Raw genomic sequence first — 20755 nt, 5'->3', positions numbered from 1 at the left:
CCTCAGTTGTCCAGCCAGTCGCGCACGTGGCGGCGCAGGAATTCCAGGTCGGCGGGAACGTCCCGCGGCGAGCCGGCCCGATGCCCCCAGATGCTGGGGATCTCGACCAGTTCGGCCTTCCGCAGCGAGGCCAGCTCCAGCTCGTTGTCCGCGGTCCGGAAGTACAGGTCGGTGGCCGACGGCATCAGCAGCACGCGGGCCGTGATCGCCCCGAGCGCAGCCTCCAGGTCGCCGCCGTACGGCGTACTGATGTCCGCGGCGAGCCATGTCATCGCCTGGGCGTACTGATCCGCCCCGCTGCTCTCGGCGAACCGGTCCACCCAGTCGGTCTGCAGGAACGTCTCCAGATCCGGCGCGCCCAGTGCGGACTCGAACAACCTGGCCCGGTAGAAGTCCTGGCTCAGCCCCCAGCCGGCGTACACATGCGCGAACGCCCGCTTGGCCGCTACCGGCTCCGCACTGAACCGCCCGTCGCCGAGATGTTCCGGCGCCGCTTCGAGGATCCGTAGCAGCCCGGACAGGAACACCTGGTTGTGCAGCGAGGTCCGCGCGCTGCCGCACACGACGATCGCCCGCTCGACGTAGTCCGGGTAGAGCGCGGCCCAGTGGTACGCCTGCCCGGCGCCCATCGAGAAGCCGTACGCCGCCGCGACCCGCGGTACGTCGAAGTGCTCGGTGAGCAACCGGTACTGCGCGCGGACGTTGTCGGCCATCGTCACCAGCGACGGGTACTCCGGATCGGTCGAGGCACTCGACGACAACCCGTTGCTGAACATGTCCGGGATCACCACGAACCAGCGCTCCGGATCCAGCACCTCGTCGATCAGCCAGTCGTGGGACTCGTGCGTCGCGCCGTAGCTGCACGGGTACACGATCACGTTGTCCCGCTGCGGCGACAACGTGCCGTACGTCGCCCAGCTCAGCTTCGCGTCGCGGATCACGCCACCACGCTCGACCGGAAGGTCGCCGAGCTCGAAGATCCCGGTCTCGGTCGGCGTCATCCGAGCGCTCCCGTCGGCAGCAGGGCGTGGACGCCCCAGGTCTGGTTGGCGATCTGCGTGACGCGCAGGTCCACCGCCGTACTGGCAAGGGCCAGGGCGGTGCTCTTGTCCAGCTCGAAGAGGGCCTGCATCCAGCGCACCATCGCGTCGAGCGCGTCGCCGGTCGCGACGTTGAGGTCCGCGTCGAAGCCGAAGGTGATCCGGCCGGCCGGTGTCTCCGCGTGGATCGAGTCCAGCGGGCGATCGGACGCCAATTCAACCGTCAGTGTCGTCGTCATCGGGCACTCGATCGCCGTACCGCCGACCTCGCCGTCACCCTGTGCCGCGTGCCCGTCGCCGAGGCTGAGCATCGCGTCGGGGACCGCCACCGGCAGGTACAGGGTCGACCCGGCGACCAGGCTCTTGCAGTCGATGTTGCCGCCGCCAACGGCCCGCGGCGGGATCGTCGAGTGCTCACCGGTGGCTTCGGGCGCCACGCCGATCACGCCGAGGAACGGCGCCAGTTCGCGGGTGAAACCTCCGTTGCAGACGCCAGTTCCGGCATCGGTGTCCAGGTCCCAGAGCAGCCACGACGGCTGATCGGTGACGCCCAGCCGTTCGGTGACCGGCGACTTCAACGCTCCGGCGACCGTCCATCCCCATGGGTCCGGCGTCAGCGACCGCAGGTGTACTGCGAGTACGTCGCCGGGCTGCGCGCCACGCACCGCGATCGGCCCGGTCAGGCAGTGCCCACGAGCCTCCGCGATCATCTTCGGCGGCTGGTCGCCCGGTGTCGTCTGCGGCGTCAGGTAGCCGGACGCGTCGAGCGAGTACACGGTCAGCGTGTCGCCGGGGTCGATCGTCAGCACCGGCGCGTGTTCGGCGCTGAACACGTCCACGGTGGTCTCGGGTGTTGCCTCGAGCTTGTGTTCCTTGCGGTTACCTCGCCGGTGTCAGGACGGGGGTGGTCAATGGATGGTGACAGGCCACCGCGTGCGGACCGTCGTCGGTCCGCAGGACGGGAACGTCCGTCGCGCAGCGTTCGGTCGCGAGCGGGCAGCGGGTGCGGAAGTGGCAGCCGCTCGGCGGGTCGATCGCCGACGGCAGTTCGCCGCCGAGCCCGGTCGATCGGGCCTTCGCGTCGCGGACGACCGTCGGTACCGGGATGGCGTCGATCAGCCCGGCCGTGTACGGATGCCGCGGCGCGCTGTAGACGTCCTCGCCCGGCCCGAGTTCGACCAGCCGGCCGAGGTACATCACGCCGATCCGGTCGGCCAGGTACTTCAGCAACGACAGGTCGTGCGAGATCACCACGTACGTGAGGCCGTAGCGCCGTTGCAGCGACCGCATCAGGTTCAGGATCTGGGCCTGGACCGACACGTCCAGCGCCGAGACCGGCTCGTCCGCGACAATCACCTTCGGCCGCAGCGCGAGCGCCCGGGCCATCGCGACCCGTTGCCGCTGACCGCCGGAGAACTCGTGCGGGTAGCGCTCGCCGGCCTCGGGCGGCAGGCCGACCGCGTCGAGCAACTCGCGCACGGTACGGCGACGTTCGCGGCGGGTGCCGACGCCTTGTGCGACCAGCGGTTCCTCGATCGAGGCGGCGACCGTCATCCGCGGATCCAGCGCGGCCGCGGAATCCTGGAACATCATCTGCAGGTCGCGCCGCCGCTTACGGAACCCGGCCCGGGTCTGGCCGGACAGGTCCCTACCGTCGAAGGTCACCGACCCGGCACTGGGCTGCTCGAGTCCGACGAGCATCCGGCCGAGTGTGGTCTTGCCGCAGCCGGACTCACCCACGATGCCCAGCGTCTCACCGGCGGCAATGCTCAGCGAGACCCCGGCGACCGCCTGCACCGAGCGGTTCGCCCGCGCCCGGAACGTCTTGCGGACGTCGGACAGTTGCACCAAGGTGTCCGCACCCCGCGGCGCCCGCGTGCTGCGCTGCGTCGTACCGCCGGCGATCGACACGCCCTCGGCGGGGTGGAAGCAGGCGTGCACGTGCTCGCCGCCGGTCAGCTCGGGATCGGTCCGCACGCAGTCGTCCTGGGCGAACGCGCACCGCGGAGCGAACCGGCATCCCGGCGCGAGGTCCAGCAGCGCCGGTGGTGCACCGGGGATCGTGGCGAGGTCCGCGTCCCGGTCCAGTTCGAGCGTCGGCATCGCAGCCAGCAGCGCCTGCGTGTACCGGTGCCGCGGCGCCGCGAACAACTTTTGTACGTCGGCCTGCTCGACGACCTGTCCGCCGTACATCACGGCCACGCGGTCGGCGTACTCGGCGATCACGCCCATGTCGTGGGTGATCAGCAGGACACCCATCGACAGTTGCGCCTTCAGGTCGTCGATCAGCGTCAGGATCTGGGCCTGGATCGAGACGTCGAGCGCAGTGGTCGGTTCGTCGGCGATCAGCAGCTTCGGATCACACATCAGGCCGAGCGCGATCATCACCCGCTGCCGCATCCCGCCGGACAGCTGGTGCGGGTAGTCGTCGAGGCGCTCCCGCGGCCGTGGCATCCCGACCAGGCCGAGCACCTCGGTGGCACGGGCCGTGGCCGCCGCGCGGCTGCCCCCGACGTGGATGCGGTACGCCTCGCGCAGCTGGCTGCCGATCGTGCGAACCGGGTTCAGCGACGTCAGCGGGTCCTGGAAGATCATCGCGATCTTGCTGCCGCGCAACCGGCGCATGGCGGGATCGTCGAGCCCGGTCAGCTCCTCGCCGTCCAGCCGGATCGAGCCGCCGGTGATCGCACCGCCGGGCGGCAGCAGCCGCATGATCGACATCCCGGTCATCGTCTTACCGGAGCCGGACTCGCCGACCACGCCCAGGGTCTGGCCCGCCTCGACGGCGAAGCTGACCCCGTCGACCGGATGGATCCGGCCGCGCGGCGTGTCGATCGTGGTCCGCAGCCCGGTCACCTCAAGCAGACTCGTGTGCAGACTCATGGGCAGGGTCACCTCCTGGACGGGAGAGCTGGGTGGCGAGGCGGCGGAAGCTGCGGCCCAGCCGGATGCCGGTGCGCGGGTCGAGCAGCCGCATCAGGTGATCGCCGGAGAAGTTCGCCAGCAGGATGGTCGCCATGATGGCCAGGCCGGGGAACGTCGACAGCCACCACGCGTCAGCCAGGTTGGTCGCCCCGGCGGCCAGATCGCTGCCCCAGTCCGGCGCCGGGCAGCCGCACGCCGAGACCGAGAAAGCTGAGCGTGGTCGCGGTCAGCACGCCCCAGCCGATCGCGCTGCTGCCGAGGACGACGACTTCGGTCAGCAGGTTCGGCAGCAGGTGCCGCCAGGACGTCCGCAACGCGGTGGAGCCGAACACCTTCGCCGCTTCGACGTACTCCGCTGTGCGCAGCCGACGGACCGACGCCTCGACGACCCGCGCGAAACCGGGCGTGAACGCGATACCGATCGCCAGCACGATGCTCCGCACGCCCGAACCCGCGGTGGCGATCAAGATCAGCGCGATCAGCAGGACGGGCAGCGCGAGGAAGACGTCCACCAGGCGCATGATCACCGCGTTCAGCCAACGCGGCGCCACGCCGCCGAGGACACCGATCGCGACACCGGCCGCGGTCGCGAGCAGTACGCCGAGGAGGCTGGCGAGCAGCACCGGCCGGGCGCCGTGCACGGTCCGGCTGTAGACGTCGCGACCGAGCAGGTCGGTGCCGAACCAGTGGCTGCCGCTGGGCGCTTCCAGGTGCGCGTCGCCGGTGGCGACCGGGTCGACGTGGGTCAGCAGACCCGGCGCGACGAGCAGCAGGAACAGGATCAGCAGACCGACGCCGAAGGGAACCCATTTGAGCCGGCTCATGCGGCGGCCTCCTGACGGGTGCGCGGGTCGATGGCGCCGACGATCAGATCCACCGCCAGGTTGATCAGCACGTAGGCCAGGCCGATCACGACCACTGCGCCCTGCACTACCGGGATGTTCTTGCTGGTGATCGAGGTGGCCAGGAAGCTGCCCAGCCCGGCGCGGCCGAAGATCACCTCGGTGATCGCCGCGCCGGTCAGGATGTTGCCGAACTGCAGGCCGATCGTCGTCACCGCGGGCACCGACGAGTTCCGCAGTACATGCCGTAGCAGGACCCGCCACTCACCGCTCCCCCGCGCCCGCGCGGACTTCACGTAATCGCTGCGCAGTTCCTCGATCACCCGGCCGCGGACCAGCCGGGTGAGGATCGCGGCGTACCCCCAGCCGAGCGATACCGCCGGCAGGATCAGGCTCTTCGCCGTTCCGTCGTCGATCGCGGACAGCAGCTGGAATTTGACGCTGAACAGCAGCACGAGCAGCAGGGCCAGGAAGAAATACGGCACCGCGACGCCGGCGAACGACACCGCACGGGCCACCGTGTCAATGACGGATCCGGGACGCAGGCCCGACACCAGCCCCAGCGGTACGCCGACCAGCACAGCCACGAGCATCGACGACGCAGTCAGGATCAACGTGCTCGGGGCGCGCGACAGCAACTCGTACGCGACCGTGTTCTGGGTGAGGAACGACGTACCGAGGTTCCCGTGCAGCAGGTTCACCGCGAAGTCGGCGTACTGCCGCCACAACGGATCGTCGAGCCCGAGTTGCTGCCGCAGCGTGGCGATCTGCTCCGGCGAGGCATTCGCGCCGTACAGGATGACCTGGACGGGATCACCCGGGACGACGTGCACGAGCACGAACGCGATCAGGGTGATCCCGATGACGACCGGTACGGCGGCGCCGAGGCGGCGGAGGATGAAAACCGTCATCACCCGACGGTGGCGCTGTGGAACGCCAGGTAGCCGTTGAGGGTCTGATGCAGGTTCTTCACCTTCGGCGAGAGCGTGAACGCGCCGGCGACGTCCCACAGCGGCAGGTACATCGAGTCGCGCATCAAGGTGTCGCCGGCCTGCTGGTAGAGCGCGTTGCGCGCCGGGTCGGCCGCGGTCGCGTTCGCCTTCGCGATCAGCTGGTCGATCGCCGGGTTCGCGTAGTGCGACCAGTTGAAGCCGGACTTGATCGCGTTCGAGTTGACCCAGATGTTGAGCAGATACGGATCGGCGCCGTAGTACCCGAACGAACCGAGGTTGTGGACACCGGAGTTGAAGCTGGCCTGCGCGGTCGCGAACGGCTGTACGCTGGTGCTGGCGCTGAAACCGACCTTCTGCAGCTGGGACACCACGAACTGGGTCGGCAACTCGAGACCGCCGCCGCTGAACAGGATGATCTCCAGGTTCAGCGGCTGGCCGTTCTTGGTCCGCGCGCCGCCGTCACCGGCCTTCCAGCCGGCCTGGTCGAGCAACTGCCCGGCCTTGTCCGGGTCGTAGCTGTACGTCTTGCTCGCGGCGTCGCTGTAGCCTGGCGTGATCGGGGTCAGCACGTTGTGCGACGGCTTGTACACGTCGTACAGCACGTTCTTCACCAGCGCGTCCTGGTCGACGGCGTACATGATCGCCTGCCGCACCAGCGGGTCGTCGGTCGGCGGCTTGGTGACGTTGATCGGCATTCCGAGCGGCGTACCGATCGAGGGCACCAGCAACTGCTCGTACTTGCCCGACTTCGCGGCGGCGGAGATGTTGTTCGGCGGCAGGTTCATCGCGATCTGCAACTGACCGCTCTGCAGCGCGTTGTAGCGGCCACTGTCGTCGGTGACGATCCGGAAGACCAGCTTGTCCAGCTTCGCCGGGCCTTCGCCGAGCGCCTTCGGGCCCCAGGTGTACTTCGGGTTCTTCACCAGGCTCAGTCGGCTGCCGGCCTGGTAGCTCTCGAAGCTGAACGGCCCGGTCCCGACCGGGTTGTTGCCGAACCCGGTCGGCCCGTACTTCTCCAGCGCGGTCGGCGACGAGATGCCGAAGTTCCCGGCCGCCTGCTGGTGCAGGAACGACGCATTCGGCGCGGTGAAGACGATCTGGACGGTGTAGTCGTCGAGGATCTTGGTCTCCTGGTACGGACCGAGCGCGCCGAGACCGCTCTTGCTCTTGGTCCGCGGGTCGACGACGTGGTCGTACGTCGCCTTGACCGCCTTGGCGTCGAACGGCGTCCCGTCGTGGAACGTCACGCCCTTGCGCAGCTTGAACGTGTAGACCGATGCGTCCGGCGAGATCGTCCACGACTCGGCCAGACCGGGGTGGAACGCGCTGCCGCCCTTGCCGTCGGGCAGCCAGTACACCAGCGGGTCGAACAGCGCGAACGAGATCAGCAGCGTCAGGGCGAGACCGGTGGCGCCGGGATCAAGAGTGTCCGGCGTGGCGTTGATACCCATCGTCAGGGTGCCGCCGCCGGAGCCGGTCAGCGACGTCGGAGCGGGCTCGTTGCTGCACGCGGCCAGCGTCGAGCCGAGTCCGAGACCGGCCGCGATGCCACCACCCCAGCCGAGCAGCCGACGGCGGGAGATGGTCGAACGGGGTGTGAGAGGGGTGAGGTCCATGGGACGTGCTCCTTGGGCAGGCACGAAAGCTCTTCCGTATGTTGTATACGGTTTGTGCTACGAGCGTGTTTCGTGACTGGCACCAAGTGGTTTCGTCCGGAGGGTTCCGGCGATGAGGTGCGACCGCTTCGTATACAGAAGGTCGCTTCGTATACGAAAAGTTTGACTCAGGCCTCGTGCAGGTTCGGCCGCAGACCGTTGCGCACGCTGAGCACGTGGTGCCGGGCGGCGGCCTCGGCCAGGTCCGGGTCGCCGGCCGCGATCGCGGCGATCAGGCCTTCGTGCTGCTCCCACGCGGACGGGGTCTGCAGCGGTGCGCTCTGCCGCAGCAGCCACTGGCCGCGCTTGACCATCGGGATCGCGAGCGCGATCAGGTAGTCGTTCCCGGTCATCTCGAAGATCAGCGAGTGCAACTCGGTGTGCAGCGTGGAGAGCGTGTCGAGATCCTGCTCGGGACCGGACTCCCGCACCAGCTCCAGAATCTCCCGGCAGCGGGCGATCAGGTCCTGCCGCGGCTCCTCCGCGGCGGCGGCGAGCCGGGCGCCAAGCGGCTCCAGGGCCAGGCGGACGTGGAAGAGGTCCTCGGCCTGGCGCGCGGACAGCCTCGCGACGAAGGCACCCCGGCGCGAGGTGACGTTCAGGAAGCCTTCGGCCTCGAGCACCCGCATCGCCTCGCGGACCGGGTTCCGGGAGACGCCCAGCTGCTGGGCCAGCCGGTCCTCCACCAGCCGGTCGCCAGGCTTGAGCGAGCCGTCCAGGATGAGCCGCCGCAGCTCCGCGGCGACCACGTCGCGCAACGGGCGGTGGTTGTCGCCGACGAGAACCGGTTCCGTGGTCACCCTGTTCATCGTATACGAAACGCCGGGCCCTTCCCGAGCGGTAATGGTCAACCGCTCCGGAAGGGCCCGGCGTCGGGTACTGCGTGCCGGGCTTCCCGGCTAGGCCTTCTCGGCCTGCTTCTTGTCTTCCGGCTTGGCGTCGACGCCGGCTTCCTTGCGCTGCTCGGGCGTGATCGGCGCCGGTGCCGAGGTCAGCGGGTCGAAACCGCCGCCGGACTTCGGGAACGCGATCACGTCCCGGATCGACTCCGAGCCGGACAGCAGCGCGGTGATCCGGTCCCAGCCGAACGCGATGCCGCCGTGCGGCGGCGCGCCGAACTTGAACGCCTCGAGCAGGAAGCCGAACTTCTCCGCCGCCTCCTCGTCGCTCAGGCCCATCACCTTGAAGACCCGCTTCTGCACGTCCTCGCGGTGGATACGGATCGAGCCGCCGCCGATCTCGTTGCCGTTGCAGACGATGTCGTACGCGTACGCCAGTGCCGAGCCCGGGTCGGTGTCGAACGTCTCCAGCGACTCCGGCTTCGGCGACGTGAACGCGTGGTGGACGGCGGTCCAGGCACCGGATCCGACCGCGACGTCACCAGCCGCGGTGGCATCGTCGGCCGGCTCGAACAGCGGCGCGTCGACGACCCACACGAACGACCAGGCCGACTCGTCGATCAGCCCGCCACGGCGGCCGATCTCCAGCCGTGCGGCACCGAGCAGCGCCCGCGACGACTTCACCGGCCCCGCGGCGAAGAAGATGCAGTCGCCCGGCTTCGCGCCGACGTGGTCCGCGAGACCCGCGCGCTCGTCCTCGGACAGGTTCTTCGCGACCGGTCCGCCGAGCTCGCCGTCCTGTCCGACCAGGACGTACGCCAGCCCCTTGGCGCCACGCTGCTTCGCCCACTCCTGCCACGCGTCGAGCTGCTTGCGGGGCTGGTCGGCGCCACCCGGCATCACCACGGCACCGACGTACGGCGCCTGGAACACCCGGAACGGCGTGTTCTTGAAGTACTCCGTGCACTCGACCAGCTCGAGGCCCATCCGCAGATCCGGCTTGTCGGTGCCGAACCGCGCCATCGCCTCGTGGTACGTCATCCGCGGGATCGGCGTCTGCACGTCGTACCCGGCGAGCTTCCACAGCGCGGTCAGGATCTCTTCGGACAGCGCGATCACATCGTCCTGGTCGACGAAGCTCATCTCGATGTCGAGCTGAGTGAACTCCGGCTGCCGGTCGGCGCGGAAGTCCTCGTCGCGGTAGCAGCGCGCGATCTGGTAGTACCGCTCCATCCCGGCCACCATCAGCAGCTGCTTGAACAGCTGCGGCGACTGCGGCAGCGCGTACCAGCTGCCCGGCTGCAGTCGCGCCGGGACCAGGAAGTCACGGGCGCCTTCCGGCGTCGAGCGGGTCAGTGTCGGCGTCTCGATCTCGACGAAGTCGTGCTTGGCCAGCACCTCACGGGCGGCTTTGTTGACCTCGCTGCGCAGCCGGATCGCCGCACCGGGGCCCTGGCGGCGCAGGTCGAGGTAGCGGTACTTGAGGCGGACCTCCTCGTTCACCGGCGTGGCGTGGTGCTCCTCGACCGGGAACGGCAGCGGCGCCGCCTCGCTCAGCACCTCGACCCCGGTGCCGTCTTGCGCGATGACCTCGATCTCACCGGTCGGCAGGTTCGGGTTCGCGTTGCCCTCGGGTCGCAGCGACACCTCGCCGACGATCTTCAGACAGTACTCCGACCGCAGTCCGTGCGCGGCCGCCTCGTCGCGGATCACCACCTGCACCGTGCCGGACGCGTCGCGCAGGTCGATGAACGCCACGCCGCCGTGATCGCGTCGCCGCGCCACCCAGCCCGCCAGAGTGACCGTCTGCCCGGCGTGCTCGGCACGCAACGAGCCTGCGGAATGGGTACGGATCACGAGTTCTCCTTGTGCTTCTCGATGCTTGACAGAACCGTCGGCCGAAGGTCTTCGGCGGGAGGTGTCCAGGTGGCCGGATCGGCGGGCACCTGCTCGCCGCTGCGGATGTCCTTCACCTCGGGCCCGTTCTCGGTGCTGAACCAGACGAACGGGATGCCGCGCCGGTCCGCGAACTTGATCTGCTTGCCGAACTTCGCCGCCGCCGGCGCGACCTCCACAGGGATGCCACGGCCACGCAACTGGGCCGCCGTCCGCATCGCCTCGGCCCGGTCCTCCTCGGCGTTCAGCGCGATCAGCACCGCGGTCGGCGTACGGCGGGACGCGGTCAGCAGCCCCTGGGAGACCAGCCGGTGCACCAGGCGGGACACGCCGATCGAGATCCCGACCCCCGGGTACGTCGTCTTGCCGTCGGAGGCGAGGGCGTCGTACCGGCCACCGCCACCGACCGACCCGAACGACTCCTGGCCGACCAGGTAGATCTCGTAAACCGCGCCGGTGTAGTAGTCCAGGCCGCGCGCGATGCGCAGATCGGCCATCAACAGGCCGGGAGCGTGCTCGGCGGCCGCGGCCATCACCTGGCTGAGCTGCTCGAGCCCCTCCTCGAGGATCGGGTGCTCGACACCGAGCGCCCGGACCTGGTCGGCGAACGACGCGTCCGTGCTGGAGATGTCCGCGAGCTGCACCGCGAGCCGCGCCTGCTTGTCCGTCGCACCCGCCTCGATCAGCCGCTCGACGACCTTCTCCGGCCCGATCTTGTCGATCTTGTCGACGATCCGCAGCACCGTGGTCACGTCGTCCAGGCCGAGCCCGCGGTAGAACCCCTCGGGGATCTTGCGGTTGTTCACCTTGATCACGAACTCGGGCACCGGCAGTTTGCGCAGCGCGTCCGCGATCACCAGCGGCAACTCGACCTCGTAGTGGAACGGCAGTTCGCCGCTGTCCACGATGTCGATGTCGGCCTGGGTGAACTCGCGGTACCGGCCCTCCTGCGGGCGCTCGCCGCGCCACACCTTCTGGATCTGGTAGCGCCGGAACGGGAACACCAGCTTGCCGCTGTGCTCCAGCACGTACCGCGCGAACGGCACGGTCAGGTCGAAGTGCAGTCCCAGGGCCGCGTCCTCGTCGGCGCCGGCCGCGAGCCGCCGTACGCCGTAGATCTCCTTGTCCGCGTCCTCGCCCTGGTTCGAGAGCCGCTCCACCGGCTCGACCGCGCGGGTCTCGATCGACGCGAAGCCGTGCAGCTCGAACGTCTCCCGGATCGTGTCGAGGAACTGCAACTCGACAATCCGGTCGCTGGGCAGAAATTCGGGGAACCCACTCAGCGGGGTCACCCGGCTCATCGGCGTCCTCGCTTCGCTGCGGGCGCCGATGAGGTACAAGTTGCTCTGTGTTGAATGATGCCCTCGCTGCGCTCGGTCATGGTTGTGGAATCTCCAGGTCCTGCAAGTAGGGGTTGGTCGCCTTCTCCCGGCCGATCGTGGTCTGGCCACCATGACCCGGCAGGACGACGATTTCGTCGCGCATCGGCAGGATCTTGGTGGCCAACGTATGCAGCATCGTCGGATGGTCGCCGCCGGGCAGATCCGTCCGGCCGATCGACCCGGCGAACAACACGTCACCGGAGAACAGCACCGCCGGCACGTCTTCCGGCCCGGTGTACGGCGTGGTGAAGGTGACCGACCCGCGGGTGTGACCAGGGGTGTGGTCGACGGTGAAGGTCAGCCCCGCGAGCTCCAGCGACTGCCCGTCGGCCAGCTCCGCGACGTCGTCCGGCTCGGCGAACTTGTGGTCGCCGCCGAGCAGCATCCGGGCCGTCTCCGGGCTGATTCCGGCCATCGGGTCGGCGAGCAGGTGCCGGTCGTCCGGGTGGATCCAGGCGGTCGCGTCGTACGTCCCGCACACCGGGACGACCGAGAACATGTGGTCGATGTGACCGTGCGTGAGCAGCACCGCGACCGGTTTGAGCTTGTTCTCCCGGACCACCTGCTCGACGCCGGGCGTGGCATCCATCCCAGGGTCGACAACGATGCATTCCGCGCCCTGGCCGGTGGCGACGACGTAGCAGTTCGTACCCCACGCACCCGCGGGGAACCCGGCGATGAGCACGACTGACCTTCCTGGAACTGGGTTCGGGACCTACCAAGGCTACCGGTCGATCGGAGTGGACTTCGCACCGGATTGTGATGGAACACCGTTGCGCCCGAGCGGGGAGTTTGTGATTGTTCAGGGATAAGCGTCGAGAAAGGCAGCTCGACGCGCCCGGGCTGGTTCGTTCACCAGGGTTGGACCGGTAACTGACCAGAATGGGCACGAGCGCAGTGCATACCGCCGGAAGGGGCGAGTTGTGGCCGGACAGAGCTGGGGCCGGGTAGCCGAGGACGGAACGGTCTTCGTACGGACGAAGGACGGTGAACGGGCGGTCGGCCAGTGGCCGGACGCGAACCCCGAAGAGGCGCTCGCGTTCTACACCCGCCGGTACGAGGCATTGGCGTTCGAGGTCGAACTGCTCGAACAGCGCGTCCAGGCGGGCACCGTCTCGCCCGACGACGCCCGGGCCGCGGTCAAGAAGGTGGCCGGCACGATCCACGATGCGCAGGCGGTCGGCGACCTGGACGGGCTGCTCGCCCGCCTCGAGGCCCTCACCCCGCTCGTCGCCCAGCAGCGGGAACGCCGCAAGGCCGAACGCGCGGCCCGGATCGAGGAGGCCCGCGCCGCGAAGACCAAGATCGCCACCGAAGCCGAGACCATCGCGGCCGGCACCGACTGGCGGCACGGCGTCACCCGGCTGCGGGAGCTGCTCGAGGAGTGGAAGGCCCTCCCCCGGCTCGACAAGTCCTCCGACGACGAGCTGTGGCACCGCTTCTCGTCCGCACGGACGACGTACACCCGGCATCGTAAGCAGCACTTCGCCGAACTCTCATCCAAGCGCGAGGAGGCCGCCCTGGTGAAGGAACGCCTCGCGGCCGAGGCGGAGTCGCTGGCGTCGTCCACCGAGTGGGGCCCGACGTCCGGCCGGTTCCGCGATCTGATGCGGCAGTGGAAGGCCGCCGGCCCGGCGCCGCGCGAGGTCGACGACAAGCTGTGGGCCCGGTTCCGGGCGGCGCAGGACCAGTTCTTCGGCGCCCGCGACGCGGCCCAGGCCGAGGAGAACGCCGAGCAGGTAGAGAACCTCAAAGCCAAAGAAGCTCTGCTGGTCGAGATCGAGAGCATCCTTCCGGTCCAGGACGCGCGCGCCGCGCGCGAGCAGCTCCGCGAGTACCTGGACCGCTGGGACCAGATCGGCAAGGTCCCGCGCGACTCGATGCGCGCCATCGACGCCCGCCTGCGCGCCGTCGAACAGGCCGTCAAGGCCGCCGAGGACGAGGTCTGGAACCGCAGCAACCCGGAGGCCCGCGCCCGCGCCGAAGCCACCGTCAAGCAACTCCAGTCGCTGATCGCCGACCTCGAGAAGCAAGCCGCCAAGTACGAGTCCCAGGGCAACACCCGCAAAGCGACCGAGGCCCGCGAAGCCATCGCGGCCCGCCGCGAATGGCTCACCCAGGCCCAGAACGCCCTCTCCGACTTCAGCTGACACGGTCGGGGTCGAGGCGGGCGGGTCCGTCAGGGGCGGAAGCCGGCGTGGGTGTGGTCTTGGTGGGTTCGGTCGGAGAAGTAGGTGGCGCCGGCGAGTTGGTAGGGACCGCCTACGTTGTAGGACCCTGCGGCTGCTGAGGCTCGCAGGTAGGAAGTGATCAGGGAGCGGGGTGTGGACGGCGCGACGACGGCGCGGCCGTTGATCTGCCAGGTGTCGAAGGCTCGGCCTTGGGGGTGGTCGCTGCGGCGGTTCGTGCCGAAGACGTTGCGGGGATGGCCGGAGCGGATCACGCTGACGCCGATCTGGTACGTCGTGGCAAGCTCGAGCATCGCCCTCAGGACCGTGTCGTGGACCTGACCGGAGCGGATGTCCGCGGCGGATGCCGGTGGGAGCAGGATGCGCTCGTTGGCGAGCACCTGGCGTGCGGCGGCCGACAGGCGCGGCGCTGCGGGACCGGGACGGGACGGGTGGGTTGCGGTCACCCGCCAGCTTCCCTGATTCTTGGTCAGCCGTACGTCGACCGTCGCGCCGCCGGTGACCACCCGGCCGCTGACGATCGTGTAGACGCGGCACGGCACCAGCACGCTGGCGGTGTCGGTCAGGATCCCGCCGTACTGCGCGTCGATGACCTCGACCACCCCGCGCGTACCTCGCGGTCGCAGCAACTGCACGGCAGCCGCCACCGCCACGCGTTTGGCGGCGGGCTCGATCTCGCCCGGACCCGGCGCCCAGGACCGCACCGACGGCAGCGCGACCGTCGGTGCGGCCGACCCAGGCGATCCAGGCGAGTTAGGCGACGGCGACCCGGCGGCCGGTGAGCTCCGGCTGGCACCAGACACGGTCGGCGTAGGAACCGATGTCCCCCGCCCATCCGCGGCACCCGACGACGACCCGCTGCACCCCGCCAGTACGCCGACGCCGGCGAGCAGCATCCCGCGCCGTCCCAGAACACCACCGCTCATACCCGCACTGTGCCCCAGCTGTACGACCCCGGGCTACTGGGTCACGCGGTACACGTCGAAGACGCCCTCAACCGAGCGAACCGCCTTGAGCACGTGGCCCAGGTGGGTCGGGTCGCCCATTTCGAAGGTGAAGCGGGATTTCGCGATCCGGTCGCGGGTAGTTGTCAGGGCCGCGGACAGGATGTTGACGTGGTAGTCCGACAGCACTCGGGTGATGTCGGAGAGCAGCCGCGCCCGGTCCAGCGCCTCGACCTGGATGGCGACCAGGAAGAGCGACTGCGCCGTCGGCGCCCACTCGACCTCGACGATGCGCTCGGGCTGGGTCTTCAGGTTCTCGACGTTGGCGCAGTCGGAGCGGTGCACCGAGACGCCCGCGCCGCGGGTGATCCAGCCGATGATCTCGTCACCCGGCACCGGTGTACAGCACCGGGCGAGCTTGGAGAGCACGTCGGTGGCGCCCTTGACGATGACGCCGGCGTCGCCGCGCGCGGTCCGCTTCCGCCGCTCGCGGGACTGCGGCAGCCGCAGGCCCTCGGCGAGGTCCTCGGCCGCGCCTTCCTCGCCACCGTAGGTCTCGATCAGGCGGCGTACGACGGCTTGCGCGCTGACGTGCTGCTCGCCGACCGCGGCGTACAGGCCGGTGACGTCGGGGTAGCGCAGCGAGTTCGCGACCGCGGTGAGGGTCTCGTGCGACAGCAGGCGCTGCAGCGGCAGGCCTTCCTTGCGGAGCTGCTTGGCGATCGCGTCCTTGCCGTGCTCGATCGCCTCGTCGCGGCGCTCCTTGGAGAACCAGTGCTTGATCTTGTTCCGTGCGCGGGGGCTCTTGACGAACGTCAGCCAGTCGCGCGACGGCCCGGCGCCCTGCGCCTTCGAGGTGAACACCTCGACGACGTCGCCGTTCTCCAGGGTGCTCTCCAGCGGGACCAGGCGGCCGTTCACCCGGGCGCCGATGCAGCGGTGGCCGACCTCGGTGTGGATCGCGTACGCGAAGTCCACCGGGGACGAGCCGGCCGGCAGCGACATCACGTCACCGCGCGGCGTGAAGACGTACACCTCGGAGTTGTTGATCTCGAACCGCAGCGAGTCGAGGAACTCCGACGGGTCGGAGGTCTCGCGCTGCCAGTCGACGAGCTGCCGCACCCAGGGCATCTCGTTCGGCCCGCCGCTGTCCGCGCTCGGCATCGCCGGGGCCGCGGAGGTCGGGTCCTCCTTGTACTTCCAGTGCGCCGCGATGCCGTACTCCGCGCGGCGGTGCATCGAGAACGAGCGGATCTGCAGCTCGACCGGCTTGCCCTGCGGACCGATCACCGTGGTGTGCAGCGACTGGTACATGTTGAACTTCGGCATCGCGATGTAGTCCTTGAACCGGCCGGGGACCGGATTCCACCGCGCGTGCAGGATGCCGAGGGCGGCGTAACAGTCGCGGACCGACTCGACCAGGACCCGGATGCCGACCAGGTCGTAGATGTCGGAGAACTCGCGGCCGCGGACGATCATCTTCTGGTAGATCGAGTAGTAGTGCTTCGGCCGGCCGGTGACGGTCGCCTTCACCTTGGCGGCACGCAGGTCCTCGTGGACCTGGTCGATCACCTTCGCCAGGTACTCGTCGCGGGACGGTGCGCGCTCGGCGACCAGCCGGACGATCTCGTCGTACACCTTCGGGTGCAGCGTGGAGAACGCGAGATCCTCGAGCTCCCACTTGATCGTGTTCATACCCAGCCGGTGCGCCAGCGGGGCGTAGATCTCCAGCGTCTCGCGCGCCTTCTTCTCCTGCTTCTCCTGCCGCAGGAAGCCGAGCGTGCGCATGTTGTGCAGCCGGTCGGCGAGCTTGATCACCAGCACCCGGATGTCCTTCGACATCGCCACGACCATCTTGCGGATGGTCTCGGCCTGCGCGGACTCGCCGTACCGCACCTTGTCGAGTTTGGTGACGCCGTCGACCAGCATGGCGATCTCTTCGCCGAAGTCACGGGTCAGCTCCTCGACCGTGTACGGCGTGTCCTCGACGGTGTCGTGGAGCAGCGCGGCGCACAGCGTGGTGGTGGTCATACCGAGCTCGGCGAGGATCGTCGCGACCGCGAGCGGATGCGTGATGTACGCATCGCCGCTCTTGCGCATCTGGCCGGCGTGGTACTTCTCCGCGGTCCGGTACGCCCGCTCGATCAGCGCGAGATCCGCCTTCGGATGCGTCGCGCGGACCACCCGGAACAGCGGCTCGAGCATCGGCGCCCGATTCGGATGCCGGGTCCCGCCGAGACGGGCCAGCCGGGCCCGGACCCGGGCCGGTGCCATCCGCGGTTGCTGGGTCGCTGGGGGCTGGGGCGCCGGCTTGGACACGGGAGCCGGACGCGCCGGTGCCGGCGCGCGCTCAGGCTCCTGCGGTACTGCGTTGGATACCGCAGATGTCATCGCCGGGTCTTCGCCCACGTTGTGTCCCTCCGCCGACAGGCCACCAGTCTAGAGGTCTCGCGCCAACGAGGCAGAACCGGCTGTGGACAACACGCCGAGTCAACTTCCGGACACACACAGTTTGCCCGAAAGCGGACCTCGACGTCGGGTCAGACGGTCACCAGAGCACTGACGTGCTCACCGCTCAGCCGCTGACGTCCCGGGAGGAACGAGAGCTCCAGCAGCACCGCCGTACCGACCACGTCGGCGCCACAACGCCGGATCAGCCGCAGGCACGCTTCCACAGTACCTCCGGTCGCCAGCACGTCGTCGATCACGAGCACGCGGTCCCCGGACGCGAACGCGTCCTGGTGCACCTCGATCGTCGCCTCGCCGTACTCCAGCGCGTACGACTCCTCGTACGTCGCGGCCGGCAGCTTGCCCTTCTTGCGCACCGGGACGAACCCGGCACCGAGCGCGAGCGCGACCGGGGCGGCCAGGATGAAGCCGCGGGCCTCGATCCCGACCACCTTGTCGACGACCGGGTTGCCGTCGTCGTCCTTGCCCGCCGCGGCCAGCGCCTCGACCACCTGGGTGAACCCGGTGTGGTCGGCCAGCAGCGGGGTGATGTCCTTGAACACCACCCCCGTCTGCGGGTAGTCCGGAATGTCGCGGATGCCGTCCGACAGGACCTGCTCGAGCGACCGCATCACTTACCGCGCTTCGACCGGGGCTTGCGGGTCGGCTGCGGGCGGCCGGCCGCCGTGGACTTCATCGGCCGCGCCGACGCGGTCGGAGCCGCGCCCTTCGACCGGTCCGGCGTCCGCGGCGCAGCCGGTACGGCGGACCGCGCAGCACCGCCGACCGACGCACCGGCCGTCGCGAGACCACCCGAAGCGGCGACCTGCGCCCGCTTCGCCGCCACCCGCTTGCTCAGCGCCTGCATGCCCGGCTCGCGCTCCTTGAAGACCGCGAGCAGCGACGGCGCGATGAAGATCGACGAGTACGCACCGACAGCGATACCGACGAACAGCGCCAGCGACAGGTCCTTGAGCGGACCGGTACCGAGCACGACCGTGCCGACGACCAGGATCGCGCCGACCGGCAGCAGCGCCGTGACCGTGGTGTTGATCGACCGGACGACGGTCTGGTTGACCGCCAGATTCGTCGCGTCCGAGTAGGTGAAACGGTTGGATCCGGTGATGCCGCGGGTGTTCTCGCGGACCTTGTCGAACACGACGACCGTGTCGTACAGCGAGTACCCGAGGATCGTCAGGACGCCGATCACGGTGGCCGGCGTGACGTCGAAGCCGATCAGCGCGTAGATACCGACCGTGATCGTGACGTCGTGGATCAGCGCGATGATCGCGGCCATCGAGGCCTTGGCCTCGCGGAAGTACAGCCAGATCACCGCGAACACCAGGACCAGGAACACGACCAGCGCCATGATCGCCTTGTCGGCGATCTGCTTGCCCCAGGAGGCACCGATCTGCTGGGACGTGACCTGATCGGCCGGGACGCCGGCCTCCTGCGCGATCGCCTCGCGGACCTTGCCGATGTCGGCCTGGTCCAGCGGCTTGGTCTGGATCCGGACCTTCTCGTTGTTGATCGTGGTGACCACCGGGTCACCGAGGTTCTCGGCGTTGGTCGCCTTCACCGCCTCGGTGAAGTCCTGCACGGTGTTGCTGGTGACCGCGACCTTCGCCTCGTACTCGACGCCGCCGCGGAACTCGATCCCGAGCGCCAAGCCGCGGGCGAACAGGCCGCCCAGCGAGATCAGCACCAGGATCGCCGAGAGGCTGAACCAGAACTTGCGGTGGCCGACGAAGTCGTAGGAGACCTCGCCGCGGTGCAGCTTGGCACCGAGCTGTCCGAGCTTCGACATCAGACCTCCCCTCCGACCGGCTTGTGCGTGGACGGCGTCCGGCGCGAGCGGCCCGGCCGGGCTTCCGGCTTCATCTGCCCGGGCAGGCGTTCGACCCCGAGATGCTCGGGATCCAGACCGGACAGCTTGTGCCCGTGGCCGAAGAAGTCGGTCCGGGCCAGCAGCGAGACCAGCGGCTTGGTGAACAGGAACACCACGACCAGGTCGATCAGCGTGGTCAGGCCGAGCGTGAACGCGAAGCCGCGGACGCTGCCGATCGCGAGCACGTACAGCACGATCGCGGCCAGCAGCGAGATCGAGTCGGCCGCGATGATCGTGTGCTTGGCGCGGGCCCACCCGGTCTCGACCGACGACCGCAGGCTGCGGCCCTCACGGACCTCGTCCCGCAGCCGTTCGAAGTAGATGATGAACGAGTCCGCGGTGATACCGACCGCGACGATCAGACCGGCGATACCGGCCAGGGTCAGCGTGAACCCGATCGCCTTGCCGAGCAGGATCACCAGCGATCCGGTCAGCACAGCGGCCGCGAGCAGCGACAGGACCACGACGATGCCGAGGCCGCGGTAGTACAGGAAGCAGAACAGGACGACCAGCGCCAGGCCGATCACACCCGCCCAGATACCGGCCGAGAGCTGGTCACCACCGAGCTGCGGCGACACCGTCTCGACCGAGGAGATGTCGAACTTCACCGGCAGCGCACCGTATTTCAGCACGTTGGCCAGGTCGCGGGCCTCGGCCTCGGTGAACGTACCGGTGATCTGGGCCTGACCACCCGGGATCGGGTTGTTGACGCTCGGCGTCGAGATCGTCTCGCCGTCCAGCACGATCGCGAACAGGTTCTGGCCCTGGCCGCGCTTCGAGATCGCCTCGGTGGCCTTGAGGAACTTCTCGCCGCCCTCGCCGGTGAACTTCAGGTCGACCTGCCACTGCAGGCCGTTCTGCGGGATGCCGGCGGAGGCGTCCGACAGGTCGGTGCCCTTCAGGATCGCCGGCCCGAGCAGGTACTTGTACGTACCGTCGCGGTCGCAGGAGAATATCGCCTTGTTCGGGTCGTCGACCTGCTTGTCACCGCACTTGAACGCCGCGAACGCGGCCTGGGTCGCGGCGTCCGGCGTGTAGTTCAACGGGTCGCTGCCGTTGGCGGCCGGCGTCGACGGCGTGGCTGACGGAGTGGCGGAGGGCGTGGCCGACGGCGTCGTACTCGGCTTGGGCGTCGGTGTCGGCGTGGCCTCGCCCAGCGCGCTCGACCAGGCACGGCCCTTCGGCGTACTGGTCGGGGGCGCGCTCGGCTTGATCGTCGTACCCGGCTTCGGCGTGGTACTGGGTTTCGTACCCGGTGTCGTACTCGGCGTCGTACCCGGCTTCGGTGTGGCGGAGGGCTGCGGCGGCGGCGCGGCAGCCTGCGCGTCGTACACGACCCGGAAGTACAGCAGGGCGGTCTGGCCGACCTGCGACACCAGGGATTCCTTCGTGGCGCCGGGGACGGCCACATTGATGTGGTTGGCCCCGGAGGTGGTGATGTCGGCCTCGGCGACACCCGCACCGTTGACCCGCTGGCTGATGATGTTCTTCGCTTCGTTCAGCTGCTCGGCGGTGACCTTGCCGCTGCCGTCGATGGTGCTCGCGGTCAGCGTGATGGTGGTGCCGCCCCGGAGGTCCAGCCCGAGCTTGGGCGTCCAGGTCTTGGTCAGCGCCATCACCCCGAGCAGCAGCACCACGACGACCAGTAGGCCGATCAGGCTCCGCCCGGGGCGGGATGTCGAACTCGTTGCCACGTCAGTTGTCAACCTTTGTACTTCTGGGCACGCCGCAGCGTCCGAAGGACGCCGGGGTCC

Annotated in this window: 17 protein-coding genes; 1 reads left to right on the top strand and 16 read right to left on the bottom strand. The window is 69.2% G+C overall.

Going from position 1 to position 20755, the window contains the following annotated elements; all coding sequences use genetic code 11:
- Positions 1-2 precede the first annotated feature (2 nt).
- From AB0B82_RS11785 to AB0B82_RS11735, 11 genes are all read right to left on the bottom strand, one after another.
- Positions 3-1001, bottom strand: coding sequence for an alpha/beta fold hydrolase (locus AB0B82_RS11785; RefSeq protein ID WP_360165473.1), 999 nt, complete (start codon positions 999-1001; stop codon positions 3-5).
- The gene (locus tag AB0B82_RS11780) at positions 998-1879 is read right to left on the bottom strand and encodes an acetamidase/formamidase family protein (protein WP_360165470.1); all 882 of its coding nucleotides are present in this window, start codon (positions 1877-1879) and stop codon (positions 998-1000) included. The genes AB0B82_RS11785 and AB0B82_RS11780 overlap by 4 nt, the downstream gene beginning before the upstream one ends.
- A 40-nt stretch (positions 1880-1919) precedes the next feature.
- The gene (locus AB0B82_RS11775) at positions 1920-3923 is read right to left on the bottom strand and encodes an ABC transporter ATP-binding protein (protein ID WP_360165467.1); all 2004 of its coding nucleotides are present in this window, start codon (positions 3921-3923) and stop codon (positions 1920-1922) included.
- The gene (locus AB0B82_RS11770) at positions 3898-4059 is read right to left on the bottom strand and encodes a hypothetical protein (protein WP_360165464.1); all 162 of its coding nucleotides are present in this window, start codon (positions 4057-4059) and stop codon (positions 3898-3900) included. The genes AB0B82_RS11775 and AB0B82_RS11770 overlap by 26 nt, the downstream gene beginning before the upstream one ends.
- Positions 4060-4096: 37 nt before the next feature.
- Entirely contained in the window at positions 4097-4789 is a 693-nt protein-coding gene (locus AB0B82_RS11765; protein ID WP_360165461.1) for an ABC transporter permease, read from the bottom strand.
- Positions 4786-5718 (bottom strand): ABC transporter permease, encoded by a 933-nt coding sequence (locus tag AB0B82_RS11760; protein WP_360165458.1) that lies wholly within the window; start codon positions 5716-5718, stop codon positions 4786-4788. The genes AB0B82_RS11765 and AB0B82_RS11760 overlap by 4 nt, the downstream gene beginning before the upstream one ends.
- Complete coding sequence (locus tag AB0B82_RS11755; RefSeq protein WP_360165455.1) at positions 5718-7376, bottom strand: ABC transporter substrate-binding protein; 1659 nt, start codon at positions 7374-7376, stop codon at positions 5718-5720. The genes AB0B82_RS11760 and AB0B82_RS11755 overlap by 1 nt, the downstream gene beginning before the upstream one ends.
- A 167-nt stretch (positions 7377-7543) precedes the next feature.
- The gene (locus tag AB0B82_RS11750; protein ID WP_360165452.1) at positions 7544-8215 is read right to left on the bottom strand and encodes a GntR family transcriptional regulator; all 672 of its coding nucleotides are present in this window, start codon (positions 8213-8215) and stop codon (positions 7544-7546) included.
- Positions 8216-8314: 99 nt separating this feature from the next.
- Positions 8315-10111 carry an aspartate--tRNA ligase gene (gene aspS, locus AB0B82_RS11745; protein ID WP_360165449.1) on the bottom strand — a complete coding sequence of 599 codons (1797 nt, stop codon included), beginning with the start codon at positions 10109-10111 and terminating at the stop codon, positions 8315-8317.
- A complete protein-coding gene (gene hisS, locus AB0B82_RS11740; RefSeq protein WP_360165446.1) occupies positions 10108-11451 on the bottom strand; it encodes a histidine--tRNA ligase in 1344 nt (447 codons plus the stop codon). Before hisS ends, aspS begins: the two co-directional genes overlap by 4 nt.
- Before the next feature lie 76 nt (positions 11452-11527).
- A complete protein-coding gene (locus AB0B82_RS11735) occupies positions 11528-12217 on the bottom strand; it encodes an MBL fold metallo-hydrolase (protein WP_360165443.1) in 690 nt (229 codons plus the stop codon).
- 238 nt (positions 12218-12455) lie between these two features.
- On the opposite strand from AB0B82_RS11735, the gene AB0B82_RS11730 reads away from it, so the two are divergent.
- Positions 12456-13682 (top strand): DUF349 domain-containing protein, encoded by a 1227-nt coding sequence (locus AB0B82_RS11730; RefSeq protein WP_360165440.1) that lies wholly within the window; start codon positions 12456-12458, stop codon positions 13680-13682.
- Positions 13683-13711: 29 nt separating this feature from the next.
- On the opposite strand, the gene AB0B82_RS11725 is transcribed toward AB0B82_RS11730, so the two are convergent.
- The 5 genes from AB0B82_RS11725 to secD form a co-directional block, all read right to left on the bottom strand.
- Complete coding sequence (locus AB0B82_RS11725) at positions 13712-14647, bottom strand: hypothetical protein (RefSeq protein ID WP_360165437.1); 936 nt, start codon at positions 14645-14647, stop codon at positions 13712-13714.
- 33 nt (positions 14648-14680) lie between these two features.
- Positions 14681-16939: a bifunctional (p)ppGpp synthetase/guanosine-3',5'-bis(diphosphate) 3'-pyrophosphohydrolase gene (locus tag AB0B82_RS11720; RefSeq protein WP_360165434.1), complete on the bottom strand. Its 2259-nt coding sequence runs from the start codon at positions 16937-16939 to the stop codon at positions 14681-14683.
- 266 nt (positions 16940-17205) lie between these two features.
- Positions 17206-17745: an adenine phosphoribosyltransferase gene (locus tag AB0B82_RS11715; RefSeq protein ID WP_360165432.1), complete on the bottom strand. Its 540-nt coding sequence runs from the start codon at positions 17743-17745 to the stop codon at positions 17206-17208.
- Complete coding sequence (gene secF / locus AB0B82_RS11710; RefSeq protein WP_360165429.1) at positions 17745-18920, bottom strand: protein translocase subunit SecF; 1176 nt, start codon at positions 18918-18920, stop codon at positions 17745-17747. The genes AB0B82_RS11715 and secF overlap by 1 nt, the downstream gene beginning before the upstream one ends.
- Complete coding sequence (secD, locus tag AB0B82_RS11705) at positions 18920-20695, bottom strand: protein translocase subunit SecD (RefSeq protein WP_360165426.1); 1776 nt, start codon at positions 20693-20695, stop codon at positions 18920-18922. Before secD ends, secF begins: the two co-directional genes overlap by 1 nt.
- Positions 20696-20755 lie beyond the last annotated feature (60 nt).

The organism is Kribbella sp. NPDC048915, from assembly GCF_040649595.1.
GTDB lineage: Bacteria > Actinomycetota > Actinomycetes > Propionibacteriales > Kribbellaceae > Kribbella.
The sequence above is the reverse complement of the archived record's forward strand: the minus strand, read 5'-3'. Positions and strand labels throughout refer to the sequence as shown.